This window comes from Marinobacter sp. R17 (assembly GCF_003789045.1).
GTDB classification, from domain to species: domain Bacteria; phylum Pseudomonadota; class Gammaproteobacteria; order Pseudomonadales; family Oleiphilaceae; genus Marinobacter_A; species Marinobacter_A mangrovi.
Genome location: NZ_RHGZ01000008.1, coordinates 22,953 through 40,863 on the forward strand (window position 1 = coordinate 22,953; position 17,911 = coordinate 40,863).

Below are 17,911 nucleotides of genomic sequence, written 5' to 3' on the forward strand. Positions count from 1 at the left end.
TCACTGGCGCCGAAGGCACCATTAACCCATGGCGCAGCACTCGGCCGATCGTGTCAGCTTAACATAGAGGCGATTGTTTACGGCGGCCCCGACCTTGGAAATAGGCTATCACCACGATGGTTTTTGGCACCGGGGAAAATTTTTTGAAAAAAGTGGGCAGAAACCTTTGACAATCGATAATGATAATAATTATCATTTCAACCGTACCAAGTGAGAACGGTCGTTTCATTTGGTCTCTCTCATCAGGAGCTTAACAGGCTCATTTAATGCCCCGCCGTTTGGCGGGGCTTTTTTGTGCCTGAAACAATGCTCATCTGATGTACGCCGCTAACGTTTGGGAAGATTTTGTAGAAAGCCTGACCGAAACCAATGGATGCCATTGCTGGAGCAGAGGACAGGATGTCCTCGTCGCATAAGCGGCCATGGACGACCCTCTTAGGCGACGGAAGCGATGGCATTCATTGGTTTCCGACTCCCAAGGTCGATTGACGTCGTGGCGTTATTTCCCGCCGTTCGACCTTTGAGGTGTCACAGCGAATCAGGGCAGCTCTTTGGGCTGCTCCGAAGCTAAAGAGGGTGTTGCACAAGCCCCATTATTCCAAAAGTTGCGTCGTACACTCCCTCTCCCCTCGAGGGAGAGGGCCGGGGAGGCGCCGTCAGGCGCCCGTCTATAGCAGGCGATTATGTCCAGCGAGGCTTTCGCCTCGACCCCCTCTCTCCAAACCTCTCTCCCGCCAGGGGAGAGAGGCTTATACCCGAAAGTTTTTGCAACACCCTCTAAAGCGTCGGCTACATTGTTGGGGCGACATCAGGCGCCCTGAGGATCCTGTTTGCGCGGCGGGGGCATCAGCACCGCCATGATCAGCCCGGCCAACAGGCCGCCGAGATGCGCCTCGTTGGCCATCGACCCAAGCCCCAGGATCTGCGTCAGCGGCGTGAAGCCGATCAGGATCCAGACCAGCGATACCACGATCAGGGCCGGTGGGAACTGGAATCGGGGCCGGCGTTGTTGGCTGAGCCAGCAGTAGCCCAGGATGCCGTAAACCACACCGGACAGACCACCGAACAAAGGCCCGGACACCAGGAACTGCAGGGTGTTCGACAGCAGACTGATGACCACCACCAGAATGCCCAGGCGCAACTTGCCGTCAAACCATTCCACCTGACTGCCGAGAAACCACATCATCACCGCATTGAAAATGATGTGCGACCAGCTGAAATGCAGCAGATCCGGCGTTAGCAATCGCCAGAACTGGCCCTGAGACAACGTGGCCGACAGCGCATCCAGCCGCTGCGCCAGGGTATCGAAGACAAACCGCGTCGGGTCGACAAACATCAGGGTGGCCGAAGCCGGATCACGCCCCAGGCCGGTGAACCAGGTCACCAGCGCCGCGATGGCGATGATCGCGAGGACCATGGGCGCGTGCTTCGGAGACGGTTGCCAGCGGCCGTTGACGAACACCGGGGAGTGATTGGTTTCGTGGATGGCCCGACGCACTTCCGGTCGGGACATGAACTGCTCAAGCGCTGCCAGCACCGGCTCGGCATGCTCCTGGTGCTCCAGCCAGAGAACCTGCTGGTCGCCCTCCTCGGAAATCCGGTGTTCGACGCCCTGCTCACGCAGCCACTGGCTGAAGTCGGCCAGGTCCGTCCCGGCCGACAGCTGTTTGACTCGGTACAAAGGGTTACCTCGTAAGACTGTCTTCGGTTTGCGAATCGCTCGGCAGTTCCGGTCGCGGTACGTTAACCCAGACAAATTTGTCCGCGGAAAGTTGCCGCTCATCGTCCATCCGATACGCCACCAGGCGGCCGTATTTCACCGCGCTGTAGTCGATACAGGCCACGTTGGGTTTGAGTGGCGCCGGACGCCCTTCCCGCCAGTAATGGCCGACAAACACGGGCGGTTCGGTGGGCGGATAGGCAATGATTTTCTTCTTTTCAGCGTCGGACAGTGGCCGGTTGGCGATATGCTCCGGCAACGGATCCGGCTGGAAGACCACGTCGTTGTATGTCTGCGGATTCTCCGCCCAGAACTTGGTGCGGAAAAAGCGGCGCACAAAGCCGTCCTTGCCTTCGATGTGCAGGCCGTCCGGCAGGCGCAGGTCGGTACCGCGCAACAATCGATCCATCACCTGGCCGGCAAAGGAATCCAGCACCGACGAGGCATGCAGGAAATCCTCATCGATCAGGTTGCCGCTCTGGGTCGCCTTGAACTGGTCGATCAGCCGGCTATCCCAACAGGCATGCACGACCCGGAAATGCTCAACTTCCAGAAACAGCGGCAGCGTATAGAACCACTCCAGGAACTCGTTCCATTCGTGGGGATGGTGTTCGAACTGGTCCAGGGTTTCCCGAATCAAACGGTCGTGCCGGGGGTTGTGTTCCCGCAGGAATTTCCTGTCGCTGCCCGGTCGCGCCCGGGTGCAGTACCCCAGCGCATTGTATTCATGATTGCCCATGGTGATCTGCGCCGAGCCGTGCTCGACCATATCCCGCACCATGTGCAGCGACTCGCGGATCCGTGGTCCACGATCGATGATGTCGCCGATAAAGATCGCCTGACGACGCTTGTGCTCGTAGACCCCGTTGACCTTGCGATAGCCCATCTGCTCCAGCAGGGCCTGAAGCGTGTGGGCGCATCCATGGATGTCGCCGATGATGTCATAGCCCCGGCTGCCTGACCGCTTTACAGACATAGTTAACTCGCTGCGATGTTACTGGCCCAACCGAGTTTCTCCCGGCACGTGGCGTAGAAATTGTGATCCGTCGGATGAATCAGGCGAATCTTGAAAGGCTTCTTGGTGATACGAATGATGTCCCCCGGCGCGCAGGACACGTCCATCTGGCCGTCGCAGCTCATCTGTGGATAGGTTTCGTTGTCCTCGCCGATCACCAGTTTGATCTCGCTCTTGCCGTCCACCACGATCGGGCGGCTGCTGAGCGTGTGCGGGAACATCGGCACCAGCACGACCGCATCCAGCTTGGGATGCATGATGGGCCCGCCGGCGGACAGGGAATAGGCGGTCGAGCCGGTCGGCGTGGACACGATCAACCCGTCCGAGCGCTGGCTGTAGACGAAGTGGCCATCGATATACAGATCGAAACCGATCATGCGCGTCGATTTGCCGGGGTGCAGCACCACGTCGTTCAGGGCTGTGCCGAAGCCGACCGGGTTGTCACTGCGGGTCACGTGGGCGTCCAGCAGGAAGCGGTGCTCTTCGATGTACTCGCCCTGCAGCACCCGGCCCACGCGCTCTTCCAGATCGTCCGGTGAGATGTCGGTCAGAAAGCCCAGGCGACCACGGTTGACGCCGAGGATGGGAATCTTGGACTTGGCCAGTTCCCGGGCAGCCCCGAGCAGGCTGCCGTCGCCGCCGACGACGATGACCAGGTCGCAGATTTCACCCAGCAGTTTCTTGCTGGACACCTGCAAGCCGTGGCCCGGCAACATGGTGGCGGTTTCCGACTCCAGGATCACCTGATAATTTTCATTGAGCAGATAGGTCTTCAGGTGGCGCAGGGTCTCCACCACCTTGACGCTGTTCATCCGCCCAATCACACCAATATTTCTGAATTGCTCCATTCGATATCCTGTGCCAGCCCAGTGATGCGTTTGGGTCACTCGGGGTATAGTGACCGGACCGTATTGCCGTGGTCCGTCCGGGAACCACTCACGGCGATTGACGCCTTTGCCGGAAGTCGCCGGGCGCGTTCAGTGAACACGGGTCCGCCAATACTACCCAAAGTGACAGCATTTCTGAAAAAAGAACAGGAGCCCGCCATCACCTCATCCGGCCCACCCTCGCCCCTGTGGCAGACCGCTGCGGTCAGACACCTGGCCTGGTTATGCCGGGCACCGCAACTGACCGATGCCGAAGCGGGTTTCGATCTGGCGAGCTATCTGCCGCCAGACCTGCCGCAACGCCTGGCCCGGCTGGACGCACAGCCCCAATCACTGGAAGCGCTGTTAGCCGCCCACCCCAGCCCCCGGCTCGGCTTCTACTTCGAACGGCTCTACCAGTTCCTGCTTACGGATCTGCTGGGCTGGCGCATCCTGCTGATGAACGAGCAGGTCCGTGAGGACCGCCGGACGCTGGGCGAGCTGGATTTCATTGTTGAGAACACCCATGACCGGCGCATCGAACATCATGAAATCGCCGTCAAATTCTATCTGGGCTACCGGCATGAAAACAGCACCGACTACTGGTACGGACCCAACGCCAAGGACCGGCTGGATCGCAAGACCCAACGCCTGACCGACCACCAATGCCGGCTCACCCGAACCCCCGCCGCACGACAGATGCTGGCCGATCGAGGCATCACTCAACCGCCCCTGCCCCGGCTGTTCATGCCCGGCTACCTGTTTTACCCGGCTGACCGGTCACTGGCATCGCCGGCCGGAGTACCGCCCGATCATGACAAAGGCACCTGGTGTCGAGTCGAAAGGCTGGATGATGCCGCCACGGCGAACTGGCATTGCCTGATGAAGCCGCACTGGCTGGGCCGCTATCAATCATCCGAACCACCGGATGCGGACAACACGCGGGCGGTGCTGGCATCGATCCGGGCCGGCGGTGCACCGCGCCTGTTTGCATCGATGGCACCGCGCGGTGATGGTGGTGGTTGGGAAGAGGCGGGAAGAACCTTCGTGGTGCCTGCGCAGTGGCCTGAGGCTTAACCGTCGCTAACCCGGGGTGTCCTGATGCGGCTCGCAGCGATCGTCAATGCCCGGCCGGAAATCGGACGGTTGGCTGACGCGGATCAGGGGCTCATGGCAGGGTTTGCCGTCCACCTCAGCCTGGCAGCGCGGATCCTCGTGATGCGCCAGCCACTGGCGATAGGCCGGTTCGTTCAGCCCGCATTTTTCAGCCACATAGGCCATGACGTTTTCGAAGTAGCGGGGAATGTCCTCGTAGGGCAGCGTAATGTGACCAAGGCCGGGGTGGTAGGCAACCAGGAAGACATTCTGGGCCTTGAGTTCCGCCATCAGGGTATTTTCGGCCGGCTCCCGGTGGGCCAGATCGTAGCGCTCCTGCTCCAGCACGACGATCTTGTCGTTGCGCAGTTCCAGTTCTCGCTGCTTGCGTTCCAGTTGCTCACGCAACAAAACCACTTCCGCGTCGCTGGCGTCCTGGCGGGCCTCGGTGGCATTGCCCGCTTCGCTGATCTCCTGTTGCAGCGTCAGGTACTGCTCGTTGCGTTCCGACAGGCGAACTTTCAGCTGCTCGTTGGCCAGACGCTGACGCTCCAGCTTCTCCTCCATCGACTGCAGATCGTTACGCAGGGACTGCATCTCATGCCGGTGCTCGCGCTGGATATCCGACATGGCATCGCGATGCACGCTCTGGAGCGTCTTGATGCGCAGGCGCTGCTCGCGAATAGTCCGGGCCAGCCGCACCCGCTGGCGAGCGGCCTCACGGGTATCGGTGGTGCTTGAGGAGCGCTTGACGGCCGCCTGCAGGACCGGGATGTCCTCGTCCGGCGCGTCCATCACCTTCTTCTGGAACTTCAAGTGGTTTTCATCCACTGCCCGGCGAATCGCCTGGAAGTGGTTGCTGCCCGGGGTCATGTCCGGGTCCCAGAGTTCGTCGGTAAACCGGGGTTCCGGGCATCGGCTGCGGCAGGCGAGATAAATCGGGCCAGCGCCAAGATCCGGCCCTTTGGCCGCGGTCTCGGAAAACTTTTCCACGGGCACGTTCCAGTGGCTGTCGGCCCGACCCTCTTCGTCGAAATAGATGCGGAAGAAGACCAGGCCCCGAATACCGAGGTCCGGTCCAAGATTCAGATAAACGGCCCTGACTTCGGTATCGGCCAGATCCGACAAACCCACATAGCCGTCCAGAAAGGCACCGAACTCCGAGCCCCGCATCTGCCTCGCGACCGTCGCGCCATCCATAAAAAAGACGGCCGAGTACCCCTCATCCGCCGCGGCGGTTTTCGCCATGCCTTGCCTCCGGTGGTGCCGTAAAACGTCAGAAATCAGCGTGCTTTGTAATTTAACGCCTATTGTAGACATCCCTCCGCGGAGAATAAGCAGAAATCTGCAACGTTTTGAAACCGTCGACGGCACAATTCAGCTGAAAAGCCCGCACAGCAGCGCCTCACCCGAGAAAGTCTTCCGCGCCGACAACATCGCGGCACTAGACATTAGTTGTAACTACGACCAACTTCATTTGATTAATTTTTAGACATCTCCAAAGCTTGAGGAGTACCTGATCGATAAATGTTCGGCCCGCCCGGCCACGACGCAACGTCGGATGTATTGCGCCAGGTCCCGGAGTCGACAGACAACAACAGTCATTCGGGGAGAAGCACAATGTCAGACAACAGGTTCAAGCGCCGTAGTTTCCTGAAGGGCAGTGCTGCCCTGGGGGCCGGCGTGGTCGCACCCACCATCTTCACCCGCACGGCCAGCGCCTACACCAATGAACCCGGTGACAGCCGGGTCGTCCTGGGTTTCAACGTGCCCCAGTCCGGCCCTTATGCTGACGAAGGTGCGGATGAACTGCGCGCCTACAAACTCGCCGTCAAGCACCTGAACGGCGAGGGTGACGGCGGCATGCTGAATACGTTTTCCTCCAAGACCCTGAACGGGACCGGCATCCTGGGCCGCAAGGTGGACTACGTCACCGGCGACACCCAGACCAAGTCCGACGCCGCCCGTGCCTCAGCACGGGCCATGATCGAGAAGGACGGCGCCATCATGATCACCGGTGGCTCCTCCTCCGGCGTGGCGATTGCGGTCCAGTCCCTGTGCCAGGAAGCCGGCGTCATCTTCATGGCCGGTCTGACCCACTCCAACGACACCACCGGCAAGGACAAGAAAGCTAACGGGTTCCGTCACTTCTTCAACGCCTACATGTCCGCCGCTGCACTGGCGCCGGTGCTGGGCAAGGAATACGGCACAGACCGCAAGGCCTACCACCTGACCGCCGATTACACCTGGGGCTGGACTCAGGAACAGTCGATGATTGCCTTCACGGAGGAACTCGGCTGGGAGACGGTGGATACGGTGCGCACGCCCCTGTCGGCCACGGACTTCTCGTCCTACATCGCGCCGGTGCTCAACTCCGGGGCGGACGTGCTGATCCTCAACCACTACGGCTACAACATGGTCAACTCGCTGACCAACGCGGTGCAGTTCGGCCTGCGCGACAAGATCGTCAACGGCAAGCAGTTCGAGATCGTGGTACCGCTGTACTCGCGCCTGATGGCCCGCGGGGCCGGCGACGCGGTCAAGGGCATCTTTGGCTCCACCAACTGGCACTGGACGCTGCAGGATCCGGGCTCCCAGGCCTTCGTCAAATCCTTTGGCAAGGAGTACGGCCATCCGCCGTCCCAGGCCGCCCACACTTGTTATGTGCAGACCCTGCTGTATGCCGATGCAGCCCAGCGGGCGGGCAGCTTCAACCCCTGCGCCATCGCCGAAGCCCTGGAGGGCTTCAAGTTCGACGGCCTGGGCAATGGTCCCACGCTGTATCGGGCCGCCGATCACCAGTGCTTCAAGGACGTTCTCGTGGTCCGGGGTAAGGAGAAGCCGGAGTCCGAGTTCGACCTGCTGGAAGTCTTCAACGTGACGCCGGTCGACAAGGTGATGTACGAACCGGACAACCCCATGTTCGCGGGCGGCTCTCTCGGTAAGTGCAACCCCGGTACCTGATTCACCGGCCAGCACTGCAATCCCTGACGCAGGCCCTTCCCGCACGGGAGGGGCCTGCGCCGACGCGCTCTGGATATGCCCGCCAATAGGCCGGGCGACTGTTATCAGACAAGGGAGAACCGATGGATGCCATCTTTCTGCAGATCCTGAATGGCCTCGACAAGGGCAGCGCCTACGCCCTGATCGCCCTGGGTCTGACCCTGATTTTCGGCACACTGGGTGTCGTCAACTTTGCCCACGGCGCCCTGTTCATGATCGGCGCCTTCTGCACCGTCATCCTCAACAAGCTGCTGTCGCTGGAACTGGTGACCCAGTCGGCCACCGAGACCACGCCATGGGGCACCCCGGTCGAGGTTCACACGCCCTATGTGGTGATGTGGTTCGGCAAGGTGGGCGAGACGATGATCGACTACTCCGTGTTCTGGTCGATCCTGTTTGCCATACCCGTCATGCTCATCATCGGCATCGCCATGGAGCGGGGCCTGATCAAATTCTTCTACAAACGGCCGCATGCCGACCAGATCCTGGTGACGTTTGGCCTGGCCATTGTGTTGCAGGAAATCATCAAGCAGGTGTTTGGCGCCAATCCCATCCCGCAGCCGGCGCCTGAAGCGTTCGTGGGCTCGATCGATATCGGCGCGCTGGTCGGGCTGGGGGCCAACGCGGTGGTGTATCCGATCTGGCGACTGGTCTACTTCCTGTTCGCCGCGGTGATCATTGCCGGCGTGTTCGCGTTCCTGCGCTACACCACGTTCGGCATGGTGGTGCGTGCGGGCATGGCCGACCGGGAAACGGTAGGTCTTCTGGGCATTAACATCGACCGCCGGTTCACGGCCATGTTCGGCCTGGCGGCGGTGGTGACCGGTCTGGCAGGTGTGATGTACACGCCCATCCTGTCCCCCAACTATCACATGGGAATGGACTTCCTGGTGCTGTGTTTCGTGGTCGTGGTGGTCGGCGGCATGGGGTCGCTGGCCGGTGCCGTGGCCGCCGGATTCCTGCTGGGTATTCTGCAGAGTTTCGCCTCCATGCCGGAGGTGAAGGCATTCCTGTTCGGCTTCTCGATCGACCAGGTCATCATCTATCTCGTTGCCGTCGTCATCCTGCTGACCCGCCCGCGGGGCCTGATGGGACGCAAAGGCATCATGGAGACCTGAGCCATGCTGAAAACCACCGACAACAAAGACCGGCTCATGATGATCGTCTTCACGGTAGCCGTGCTCGCCGCCCCCGTCATCCTGGCGCCGTTCGGCGCCGGCTACCCGGACCTGATGCAGCGCTTTGCCATCTACGGCATCTTCGCCATCGGCTTCAACCTGCTGTTCGGGCTGACCGGCTACCTGTCGTTCGGCCATGCGGCCTTCCTGGGTGTCGGCAGCTATGCCGCCGTCTGGATGCTGAAGCTGCTGAGCGTCAACGTCATTCCGGCGATCATCTTTGCCGTGGTGATTTCCGGCCTGTTTGCCCTGCTGATCGGCTACGTATCGCTGCGGCGGTCGGGGATTTACTTCTCCATCCTGACCCTGGCCTTCGCCCAGATGAGCTACAACCTGGCCTACTCGGTGCTGACACCGATCACCAACGGCGAAACCGGCCTGCAGATGGATCTGGACGACCCCCGCATCCTGGATGCGGCCACCGCGCCCGGTCAGCTGCCATCCCCGTCGCTGTTCGGCCTGGAGATGGGAGACACCCACTACCTGTCCTTCATGGGGCTGGACCTGCAGCTCAACGTGGGCTTCTACGTCTGTGCGGCCATCCTGATCCTGATGTTCTACATCTCGCTGCGCATCTTCCGCTCGCCCTTCGGCATGCTGCTGCGGGCCATCAAGAGCAACCAGACCCGCCTCAACTACACCGGCGTTCACACCCGGCCCTACGCGCTGGTGGTGTTCGTCATCTCCGGCATGTACGCCGGGCTCGCCGGAGCCTTGCTGGTGTGCATGGATCCCCTGGCCGGGCCCGAACGCATGCAGTGGACCGCCTCCGGCGAGGTGGTACTGATGACCATCATGGGCGGCGCCGGCACCCTGATCGGGCCGGTTCTGGGGGCCTGCATCATCAAGTATTTCGAGAACATCTTCAGTCGCGTGAACGATGCGGTCGTCAGTAACTGGTTCTCCGGCTTGCCCGACAGCCTGGGGGATTTCTTCAGCGCGATCGTTTCGCCCTTCCTGGGCAGCGGCTGGCAGATGTCCCTGGGGCTGATTTTCATGCTGGTGATCATTTTCCTCCCCGGCGGCCTGATGGAAGGCGTGACCCGTCTGATCGGCTGGCTCGGCCGGCTGTTCCGTTCCCGCAACCATGACGAGGACGCCGAAACAACCAGCGCCAAGGAATCCTCGCCGGATCCCCATTCGTCCCGACCGGCCAGTCCGAAGGAGTCCTGATCATGGACATTCTCGAAGTCAAAGGCGTGAACAAGCGCTTCGGCGGGCTGCTGGCCCTGGATGACGTCAACCTGTCGGTGGCGGAAAACAGCATCCACGCGGTCATCGGCCCCAATGGCGCCGGCAAGTCGACGCTGCTCAACTGTTTTGTCGGCAAGCTGCTGCCCGACAGTGGCAGCATCCTGTTCAACAACCAGAGCCTGCTGGGCCTGCCGCCCTACCGCATCAACCAGGTGGGCATCAGTCGGGTTTTCCAGACACCGGAAGTGTTCCAAGACCTGACGATTCTGGAGAACGTCATGATTCCAGCGCTGGCCCACCGGGACGGCGCTTTCCACCTGGCCCCATTCAAGTCCCTGTCGCGGCAACACGACATCCGGGAGCAGGCGGAGAGGATCCTGGGCAGCGTCAGCCTGTTGGACGAGCGTCACAACCTGGCCTCAGCCATGTCCCGCGGCAACAAACGGCGACTGGAAATGGCCATGTGCCTGGTGCAGAAACCCAAGCTGTTACTACTCGACGAGCCCACGGCGGGCATGTCGCGGGCGGATACCAACAACACCATCGACCTGCTCAAGACGATCAGCGAAGACCATGAAATCACCTTCGTCGTCATCGAACACGATATGACGGTGGTGTTCAGCCTGGCCGATCGCATCAGCGTCATGGCCCAGGGGCATGTGATCGTCGAGGACCACCCGGATAACATCAAGGGCCACCCGAAGGTGAAAGAAGCCTACCTGGGCACCGCCGAGACCGCCTGAGCGAGGAAACGCCTGCATGAGCGAGAACACCGCACACAAGCATCCGCATGCCCAACGCAGCGAGCCGGCCTATTTCTCGGCCTGGGATCTGCACGCCTATTACGGCGAGAGTTACGTCGTCCAGGGGGTATCGCTGAATATCCACGAAGGGGAGATTCTCGCCCTGCTGGGCCGTAACGGCGCTGGCAAGACCTCCACCCTGCGCGCCATGGCCCGGGTGGATTCACCGCACCTGACCCACGGCGAAATCTGGCTGGACCATCAACCACTGCATACCATGAAAGCCTGGCAGGCCGCCCGCAGTGGCCTCGCGCTGGTCCCGGAGGACCGCCGCATCATTCCCGGACTGACGGTGGAGGAAAACCTGAAACTGGCCCAGCTCGCGCCCTCCCCGGGCTGGGAGATCAGCCGCATCTTCGAGCTGTTTCCCCGGCTGGGAGAACGCCGCAACCAGGAGGGCATCACCCTGTCCGGCGGCGAACAGCAGATGCTGGCCATCGGTCGGGCTTTGGCCCGGGACATCAAATTGCTGTTGCTGGACGAGCCCTATGAGGGGCTGGCCCCCATCATCGTTCGTGAGATCGAGCGCACTCTTGAGGAAATCAAATCGCTGGGGATCACCACGATCATCGTGGAGCAGAACGCAATCGCCGCCCTGGAACTGGCGGATCGCGCCGTGATTCTGGACATGGGTCAGGTGGTGTTCGAGGGAACGGCGGCGCAGGTCCTCGACGATGAGGACCTGCGGCATACTTACCTGGCTATCTAAGGCATAGCACCGATCAGATCTCAGCCGCCAGCCGACTGCCCTGATTGATGGCCCGCTTGGCATCCAGCTCCGCGGCCACGTCGGCCCCGCCGATCAGGTGAACCCGCTGACCGGCGTCCAGCAGCCCCTGCTGGAGTTCGCGCAGCGGGTCCTGGCCGGCGCAGATGACGATGTTGTCCACATCCAGGATATGATCCTCGCCCTGCTCCGCGCCTTTCGGCGTGACCGTAATGTGCAGGCCCTGGTCGTCGATCTTGCGGTAAGTGACGCCCGGGATCATCTGTACGTTGCGCATCTTGAGTGCGGACCGATGAATCCAGCCGGTGGTCTTGCCCAGGTTCTTGCCCACCTTGGTGGTCTTGCGCTGCAGCAAGAACACGTCACGCGCCGGTGCCGGAACCTTCGGGGTCACGCCCTGGATGCCGCCGCGGTGCGCCACGGACAGATCCACGCCCCATTCCTGCATGAAGTGTTCGGTATTCAGTGACGGAGACTCACCTTCGTGCACCAGGAATTCGGACACGTCGAAGCCGATGCCACCGGCGCCGATCACGGCAACCCGACGCCCCACCTCACGGCGCTTGAGCAGCACATCCAGGTAACCCATTACCTTGGGATGGTCGATGCCTTCGATCTCCGGCAGGCGCGGCGCGATGCCGGTGGCAAGCACCACATCGTCGAAGCCATCCCGAGTCAGATCGTCCACGGTGACGCGGGTATTAAGTTTCACTTCCACGCCGTGCTTGTCCAGCATCACCCGGAAGTAACGCAGGGTTTCGTAAAATTCTTCCTTACCGGGAATGCGCTTGGCCACGTTGAACTGGCCGCCAATCTCACTGCCGGCATCGAACAAGGTCACCTTGTGGCCGCGCTCCGCGGCGACGGTGGCAAACGCCAGACCGGCCGGGCCGGCGCCGACCACCGCAATCTGCTTGGGTGTGGCGGTCTTCACGTAAGTCAGCTCGGTTTCGTAGCAGGCGCGCGGATTCACCAGGCAGGTGGTCAGTTTGCCGCCGAAAGTGTGGTCCAGGCAGGCCTGGTTACAGCCGATGCAGGTGTTGATCTCCTCGGCCCGATCCTCCTCAGCCTTGCGCACCAGATCCGCATCCGCCAGGAACGGCCGCGCCATGGACACCATGTCCGCATCGCCTTCGGCCAGGACTTTCTCGGCGACATCCGGCATGTTGATCCGGTTGGTGGTCACCAGCGGAATGTTCACTTCGCCCTTCAGGCGTGCGGTGACCTTGGTGAAAGCGCCGCGCGGCACCGAGGTGGCGATCGTGGGCACCCGTGCCTCGTGCCAGCCGATACCGGTATTGATGATCGTGGCGCCGGCCTTTTCTATTTCCTTGGCCAGCTGGACCACTTCGTCCCAGGTGCTGCCGTCCTCAATCAGGTCCAGCATGGACAGGCGGTAGATGATAATGAACTGATCGCCCACTCGCTCGCGCACGCGGCGCACCACCTCGATCGGCAGGCGGATCCGGTTTTCGTAGCTGCCGCCCCACTGATCGGTCCGATGGTTAGTGTGAGACACGATGAACTGGTTGATGAAGTAACCTTCCGAACCCATGATCTCGACGCCGTCATAGCCTGCTTCCTTGGCCAGGGCCGCGCACCGTGCATAGTCTTCGATTTGCTTTTCGATGCCGGCCTCATCCAGCTCCTTCGGCGTGAACGGGTTGATCGGCGCCTGGATAGCTGACGGCGCCACCAGCTCCGGATGATAGGCATAGCGCCCGGCGTGGAGGATCTGCATGCAGATCTTGCCACCCGCCTCATGAACCGCCTTCGTGACCACGCGGTGTTGAACCGCCTCTTCTTCAGTATCCATTTTGGCAGCGTGCTGCCCAACGCCACCTTCTACATTCGGCGCAATACCCCCGGTCACCATCAGTCCGACACCGCCGCGTGCCCGCTCGGCAAAGAACGCCGCCATGCGTTCGAATCCGTTAGGCCGCTCTTCCAGACCGGTGTGCATTGAACCCATCAGGGTGCGGTTACGCAGGGTGGTGAACCCCAGGTCCAGCGGCGCCAGCAGGTTGGGATAACGGGCCTGGCCCGGAGCTTTTTCGATCACGGTCATGGAGGTCTCCTCATCGTGTCACTGGCCGACTTTTCACGCCGACTCTCAATGCTCCCTAAATTAAGCGCCTCACTTGCCCCAGACAATATCCTCAAATAACATTTAATTATCCTTAGACAACACTTCAAAAAATGACCATACCCGCCAATACCTCCCGGCGTCGCCATGCACTGGGCGATATCAGCGTGCTCTACCTGCACGTCATGGCCCGCGCTGTTGCCGCCCAGGATCACGACATCGGTCCGGATTTCGAGCAGTTCGGGATCTCGGAGACACTGTTACAGGCGCCTGAAGCCCGCATCAGCATTCCCCGCTTCATGCGGCTGGGGCACGCCGCGATCCTGCGAACCGGCCAGCCCAGCCTGGGCCTGACCATGGGTGCCCTGACCCGACCGATTGATGCCGGCCTGTCGGGTCTCGCCGGAATGAGCGCGGCCACGGCCGGCGAGGGTCTGGCGACAATCATTCGCTACTCCCTGCTCAACAGCCGCAACAGCCGGGGGCATCCCCGCTACGAAACCGATCGCCAGCGGGCCTGCTTCTATTCCATTCGGCCGTATAACCGCTACAACTTCTTTGTGGTGGATTCGGTGATGGCGGGCTGGACGCAGTTCCTGCGGCGCATGACGGGCCAGCACGCGGTGTTGGAGCAGGTCTGCATCGAATACCCGGATCAGGGCGAACAGGCCGCCTTCGAAGCCTGGTTCGGCTGCCCGGTAACCTTCGGCGCACCAGAAAACCACATCCAGATCCGACCGGAAATCGCCCGGACACCATCCCGGGAAGCCCACCCGGCCATGCACCGCGCCCTGCAACAACAGTGCGACACACAGCTCAAACGGATTCGCGGAGGGTGGACCGTCATCGATCAGGTGCGGGAGAAGCTGACGCCGATGCTCGAAGGGCAATCACCGTCGCTGGAGGACGTGGCGGCCGAACTGGGAATGGCGCCCTGGACATTGCAACGTCAGTTGAATGCGGAGCAATCCCGTTTTAAGGACTTACTGGATGAGACCCGCCGGGATCTGGCGGCCGACTACGTACTGGAAACGCGGCTTAATTTTGCAGAAATTGCGTGGCTGCTGGGATTCTCAGGTCCGCCGGCCTTTCACAAGGCTTACCGGCGCTGGTTCGGGATGAGCCCGGGTCAGCACCGCGAGCCGGTACAGCCCTGATTCCATCGGATTCCGCGAGATCACATCTCGATCGCGTCGTCGCTGTCGTCGTCATCGTCGAAATCTTCAAAATAGCTGTCGAGCAGCTCTTCTTCATAATCAATCATGAGACCTTCTCCTTGTCTGGGCCGTATCGATTCGAAACGGGCAATAATCAGATTACAGAGGAGACTATGACCGATGGATGACGAAAAGATTACAGTGCGTGCCAGATGGCCAAGAGAATATTGAGAGGGGAAGTGCAAAGAGAGAGGAAAATGGCGGAGCGGACGGGACTCGAACCCGCGACCCCCGGCGTGACAGGCCGGTATTCTAACCAGCTGAACTACCGCTCCGCGTAGATCGTTGACGCCGTTCAGTAGCGACAACGAGGGCGCATTATAAAGACGCCCCCTGACATGTCAACGATTTTTCATAAAAAACTTTCAGAGTCTCCAAAACCGCCTGTTTCCTGGCTATTTTTTAGCCAACCCACTAGCCAACGACGTCCAGATGGACCTCGCGTCCCTGAGCCGCCTTGCGGTACTCGATCGGGGTCATGCCAGACCAGCGCTTGAAAGCACGATAGAACGTACTCGGCTCGGAAAAGCCGGTGAGGTACACGATCTCGTCGATGGACTCGTCGGTGGTGGCCAGCAACTGACGCGCCAGGCGGTAGCGGAAATCGGCCAGTACCTGGTTGAAGCTGGTTTCCGCCTCGGTCAGGCGCGTGCGCAATGTGCGCGGTTTGATGTCGAGGCGCTCGGCCACCGAGTCCAGCGTGACTTCACCACTGTCCAGCAGCTCGGCCACAATGCGCTCCACCTGCCCCACAATGTCCTTCTTCTCCAGTCGGGCCACCTGTTCGCTGGCAAAGCGCTCGTGCAGCGCCAGCAACTCCGGTTCGGCGTGGGAAGATGGGTGCGCCAGCAGGCTGGCCGGGAAATACATGCGGTTTTCCTCGGCGCCGAACACCACCTCGCAGCCGAGCACCTCGGCGACGTGGTCCTGCCTTTCCTCCCGCTCGTGCTCGAACTCAACCTTCGAGCACTTGAACCGGTCATCGGTGATCGACTTGAAGAAGGTCACCAACCCCTGCACGAAGCACTCGTTGAAGTGCTTCAGACGGCGGACTTCATCGGACGCGGCATCCAGCACCATGCAGGCCTGGTCACCGTCGATAAAGAATTCGGTGTTGGCGGCGTCAGAGAGCAGCCGCTGGTAGTTCAGTGCCCGCCGCAGCCCCTCGCCAAAGGTGGGGCTACTGAGAAAGAGGTACTCGAGAACCTGTCCCTTGTAGGTGGGCAGTGCCTGGCCCAGATGAAGGCCGACATCGGGATCACCGGAAACCTCCTCCACAATCTGCCAGAAAAAAAGCTGGGCATTGTGAGGCGTCCGGAGATGGGCGGAATTCAGATAATCTTCGTCGACGCCGAGGCGCTTGAAAATCTCATCGGTATCCACACCCTTCTGCTTCATAGCCTGATAAATCAGGCGCAACATCACACCTGCGTCACGAAGTTCCTGCATATGATCCCGCTTATTGTTTTGGGAGCTATTGTTCTGCTCCTTGTGGTGCTACCGCGTTGGCCAGCTCGCCTCCTGGATGTGACTGGCGAGTCAATGCCCGTGTGCAGCCGGTTTGCGACACTACCGGCACTCAGGGCCTGAGCCAACCCCCTGGACTATGGACAGTTGTACCAGATTTTGAGCCATTGCAGTAGCGACTGGCCCTCAGCCGCCTATTGTCCGGCGGAGACCCTGTCGCCACAACGGCCACTCCGCCCCCAGAGGCGGCGGCAACGTGATGGCCCAATATGACTCATAATAGATACAATCCACATCATCACAAGATGCCAGTGATACTCGGATGAGGTCAGTCAAGATGCAGGACGTGATTTCCTATAAGAACCGCCCCCCGGCCCTCTGGTCTCTCTATGGCAAAGCCCTGACATCCCGCGGTTCGGGGGCTCGCTCACCGACGGTCCCTCCCCTGCAGGCCGAATTGCTGGGCGTGACCACGGATCCGGTACGCGCGGGCCGCTATGCCGACGTCTGCGGCTATCGCAGCAGCTCACGCATGCCAATGACCTGGCCGCACATCCTGGCGTTTCCGCTGCACCTCAAGCTGCTCACGGAAGAGGCCTTTCCGCTGCCCCTGTTGGGCCTGGTGCACCTGCGCAACCGCATCACCCAACACCGGCCGATTGCCTACGGCGAGTGCCTGGACATTCACGTGCGCCTGGACAACCAGACGGACACGGACAAGGGCATCGAGTTTGATCTGGTCACCGAAGCGCGCAGTGCGGGCCGCCTGATCTGGGAGGAGACCAGCACCAACCTGTTTCGCCAGCCCGACAAGAGCAGCGGCGGTAGCCACAAGGGGCCGCCACCGGCGCCTGAACGCCTGCCCCATTCGGCACTGATCACGGCCGGCGAGTCGCTGGGACGTCGCTACGGGCGACTCTCCGGCGACCTGAACCCGATCCACATGCACGCGCTGACCGCCAAGGCGTTTGGCTTTCCCCGGGCCATCGCGCACGGGATGTGGAGCAAGGCGCACTGCATTGCGCTACTGGAACAGCAGCCGGCCTGGCAGGAGGGTCCGGTCACGGTGACCGCCAGCTTCAAGAAACCCCTGTTCCTGCCCGGCAAAGCGCAGTTGAACTGGGACGAGAAGAAAGACCGCTGGGCTTACCAGCTGTTGAACGAGAAAGGGGATGCGCCGCATCTGACGGGTGAGGTGATCTGGAAGTAAAAGACAGCGCTGCAGGCTGCTCCGAAGCTGAAGCGCCGGCTACATTGTGCGGTTAAATTGGACTGCAGGCTGGACTGACGCAGGAAGCCCAACGATAAGCAGGCACCGGACGCTCCCGTCATCGCGGATACGCTTGGAGCATGGGTTCTCGAAAACCGGAATGGCCGACCATTCGATGGGATGTGATTGGCCGCAAAATCTGCTTGTTGGGCTTCCTGCGTCAGCCCAACCTACGATACGACGTTGTGGGGTTAACTCGAGCCTGTAGCAGATGCTTCAGCTTCTGAGGCGCCGCCAGGCGCCCCGTATTGATTGGAGCCGACGACCGGT

14 protein-coding genes and 1 tRNA gene are annotated in these 17,911 nt (G+C 61.0%); 8 read left to right on the top strand and 7 right to left on the bottom strand.

All coding sequences use genetic code 11. The features are described from left to right. Positions 1-808 precede the first annotated feature (808 nt). Genes EB809_RS07775 through EB809_RS07785 form a run of 3 tightly spaced genes read right to left on the bottom strand, consistent with a single transcriptional unit; the run spans position 809 to position 3,583 of the window. Positions 809-1,681 carry a rhomboid family intramembrane serine protease gene (locus EB809_RS07775; RefSeq protein ID WP_223807864.1) on the bottom strand — a complete coding sequence of 291 codons (873 nt, stop codon included), beginning with the start codon at positions 1,679-1,681 and terminating at the stop codon, positions 809-811. Positions 1,682-1,685: 4 nt separating this feature from the next. Beyond that, on the bottom strand, positions 1,686-2,696 hold the full coding sequence (locus tag EB809_RS07780) for a metallophosphoesterase (protein WP_123634254.1): 1,011 nt from the start codon (positions 2,694-2,696) through the stop codon (positions 1,686-1,688). A gap of 2 nt (positions 2,697-2,698) precedes the next feature. Continuing rightward, on the bottom strand, positions 2,699-3,583 hold the full coding sequence (locus tag EB809_RS07785) for an NAD(+) kinase (protein ID WP_123634255.1): 885 nt from the start codon (positions 3,581-3,583) through the stop codon (positions 2,699-2,701). A gap of 162 nt (positions 3,584-3,745) precedes the next feature. Here EB809_RS07785 and EB809_RS07790 point away from each other — a divergent pair, with 162 nt between their 5' ends. Continuing rightward, entirely contained in the window at positions 3,746-4,678 is a 933-nt protein-coding gene (locus tag EB809_RS07790) for a DUF1853 family protein (RefSeq protein ID WP_223807865.1), read from the top strand. A 6-nt stretch (positions 4,679-4,684) separates the two neighbouring features. Here EB809_RS07790 and EB809_RS07795 read toward each other — a convergent pair whose 3' ends face one another. Beyond that, complete coding sequence (locus EB809_RS07795; protein WP_123634257.1) at positions 4,685-5,944, bottom strand: DNA repair protein; 1,260 nt, start codon at positions 5,942-5,944, stop codon at positions 4,685-4,687. Positions 5,945-6,316: 372 nt separating this feature from the next. Between EB809_RS07795 and EB809_RS07800 the strand changes: the two genes are divergently transcribed. The 5 genes from EB809_RS07800 to EB809_RS07820 all read left to right on the top strand — a co-directional run bounded on the left by EB809_RS07800 (position 6,317) and on the right by EB809_RS07820 (position 11,583). Next, entirely contained in the window at positions 6,317-7,660 is a 1,344-nt protein-coding gene (locus tag EB809_RS07800) for an ABC transporter substrate-binding protein (protein ID WP_123634258.1), read from the top strand. A 122-nt stretch (positions 7,661-7,782) separates the two neighbouring features. Further along, positions 7,783-8,817: a branched-chain amino acid ABC transporter permease gene (locus tag EB809_RS07805; protein ID WP_123634259.1), complete on the top strand. Its 1,035-nt coding sequence runs from the start codon at positions 7,783-7,785 to the stop codon at positions 8,815-8,817. A gap of 3 nt (positions 8,818-8,820) precedes the next feature. After that, complete coding sequence (locus tag EB809_RS07810; RefSeq protein WP_223807866.1) at positions 8,821-10,050, top strand: branched-chain amino acid ABC transporter permease; 1,230 nt, start codon at positions 8,821-8,823, stop codon at positions 10,048-10,050. A gap of 2 nt (positions 10,051-10,052) precedes the next feature. Beyond that, the gene (locus EB809_RS07815; RefSeq protein WP_123634260.1) at positions 10,053-10,814 is read left to right on the top strand and encodes an ABC transporter ATP-binding protein; all 762 of its coding nucleotides are present in this window, start codon (positions 10,053-10,055) and stop codon (positions 10,812-10,814) included. 16 nt (positions 10,815-10,830) lie between these two features. Then, positions 10,831-11,583, top strand: coding sequence for an ABC transporter ATP-binding protein (locus EB809_RS07820; protein WP_123634261.1), 753 nt, complete (start codon positions 10,831-10,833; stop codon positions 11,581-11,583). A 13-nt stretch (positions 11,584-11,596) separates the two neighbouring features. On the opposite strand, the gene EB809_RS07825 is transcribed toward EB809_RS07820, so the two are convergent. Then, entirely contained in the window at positions 11,597-13,669 is a 2,073-nt protein-coding gene (locus EB809_RS07825) for an NADPH-dependent 2,4-dienoyl-CoA reductase (protein ID WP_123634262.1), read from the bottom strand. Positions 13,670-13,800: 131 nt separating this feature from the next. On the opposite strand from EB809_RS07825, the gene EB809_RS07830 reads away from it, so the two are divergent. Continuing rightward, complete coding sequence (locus EB809_RS07830; protein WP_123634263.1) at positions 13,801-14,844, top strand: AraC family transcriptional regulator; 1,044 nt, start codon at positions 13,801-13,803, stop codon at positions 14,842-14,844. Positions 14,845-15,102: 258 nt separating this feature from the next. On the opposite strand, the gene EB809_RS07835 is transcribed toward EB809_RS07830, so the two are convergent. Further along, positions 15,103-15,179 (bottom strand) — tRNA-Asp (locus EB809_RS07835). Between the two features lie 139 nt (positions 15,180-15,318). Then, positions 15,319-16,353 (bottom strand): AraC family transcriptional regulator, encoded by a 1,035-nt coding sequence (locus EB809_RS07840; protein ID WP_123634264.1) that lies wholly within the window; start codon positions 16,351-16,353, stop codon positions 15,319-15,321. Between the two features lie 340 nt (positions 16,354-16,693). Here EB809_RS07840 and EB809_RS07845 point away from each other — a divergent pair, with 340 nt between their 5' ends. Continuing rightward, a complete protein-coding gene (locus EB809_RS07845) occupies positions 16,694-17,581 on the top strand; it encodes a MaoC family dehydratase (protein WP_317848709.1) in 888 nt (295 codons plus the stop codon). Positions 17,582-17,911 lie beyond the last annotated feature (330 nt).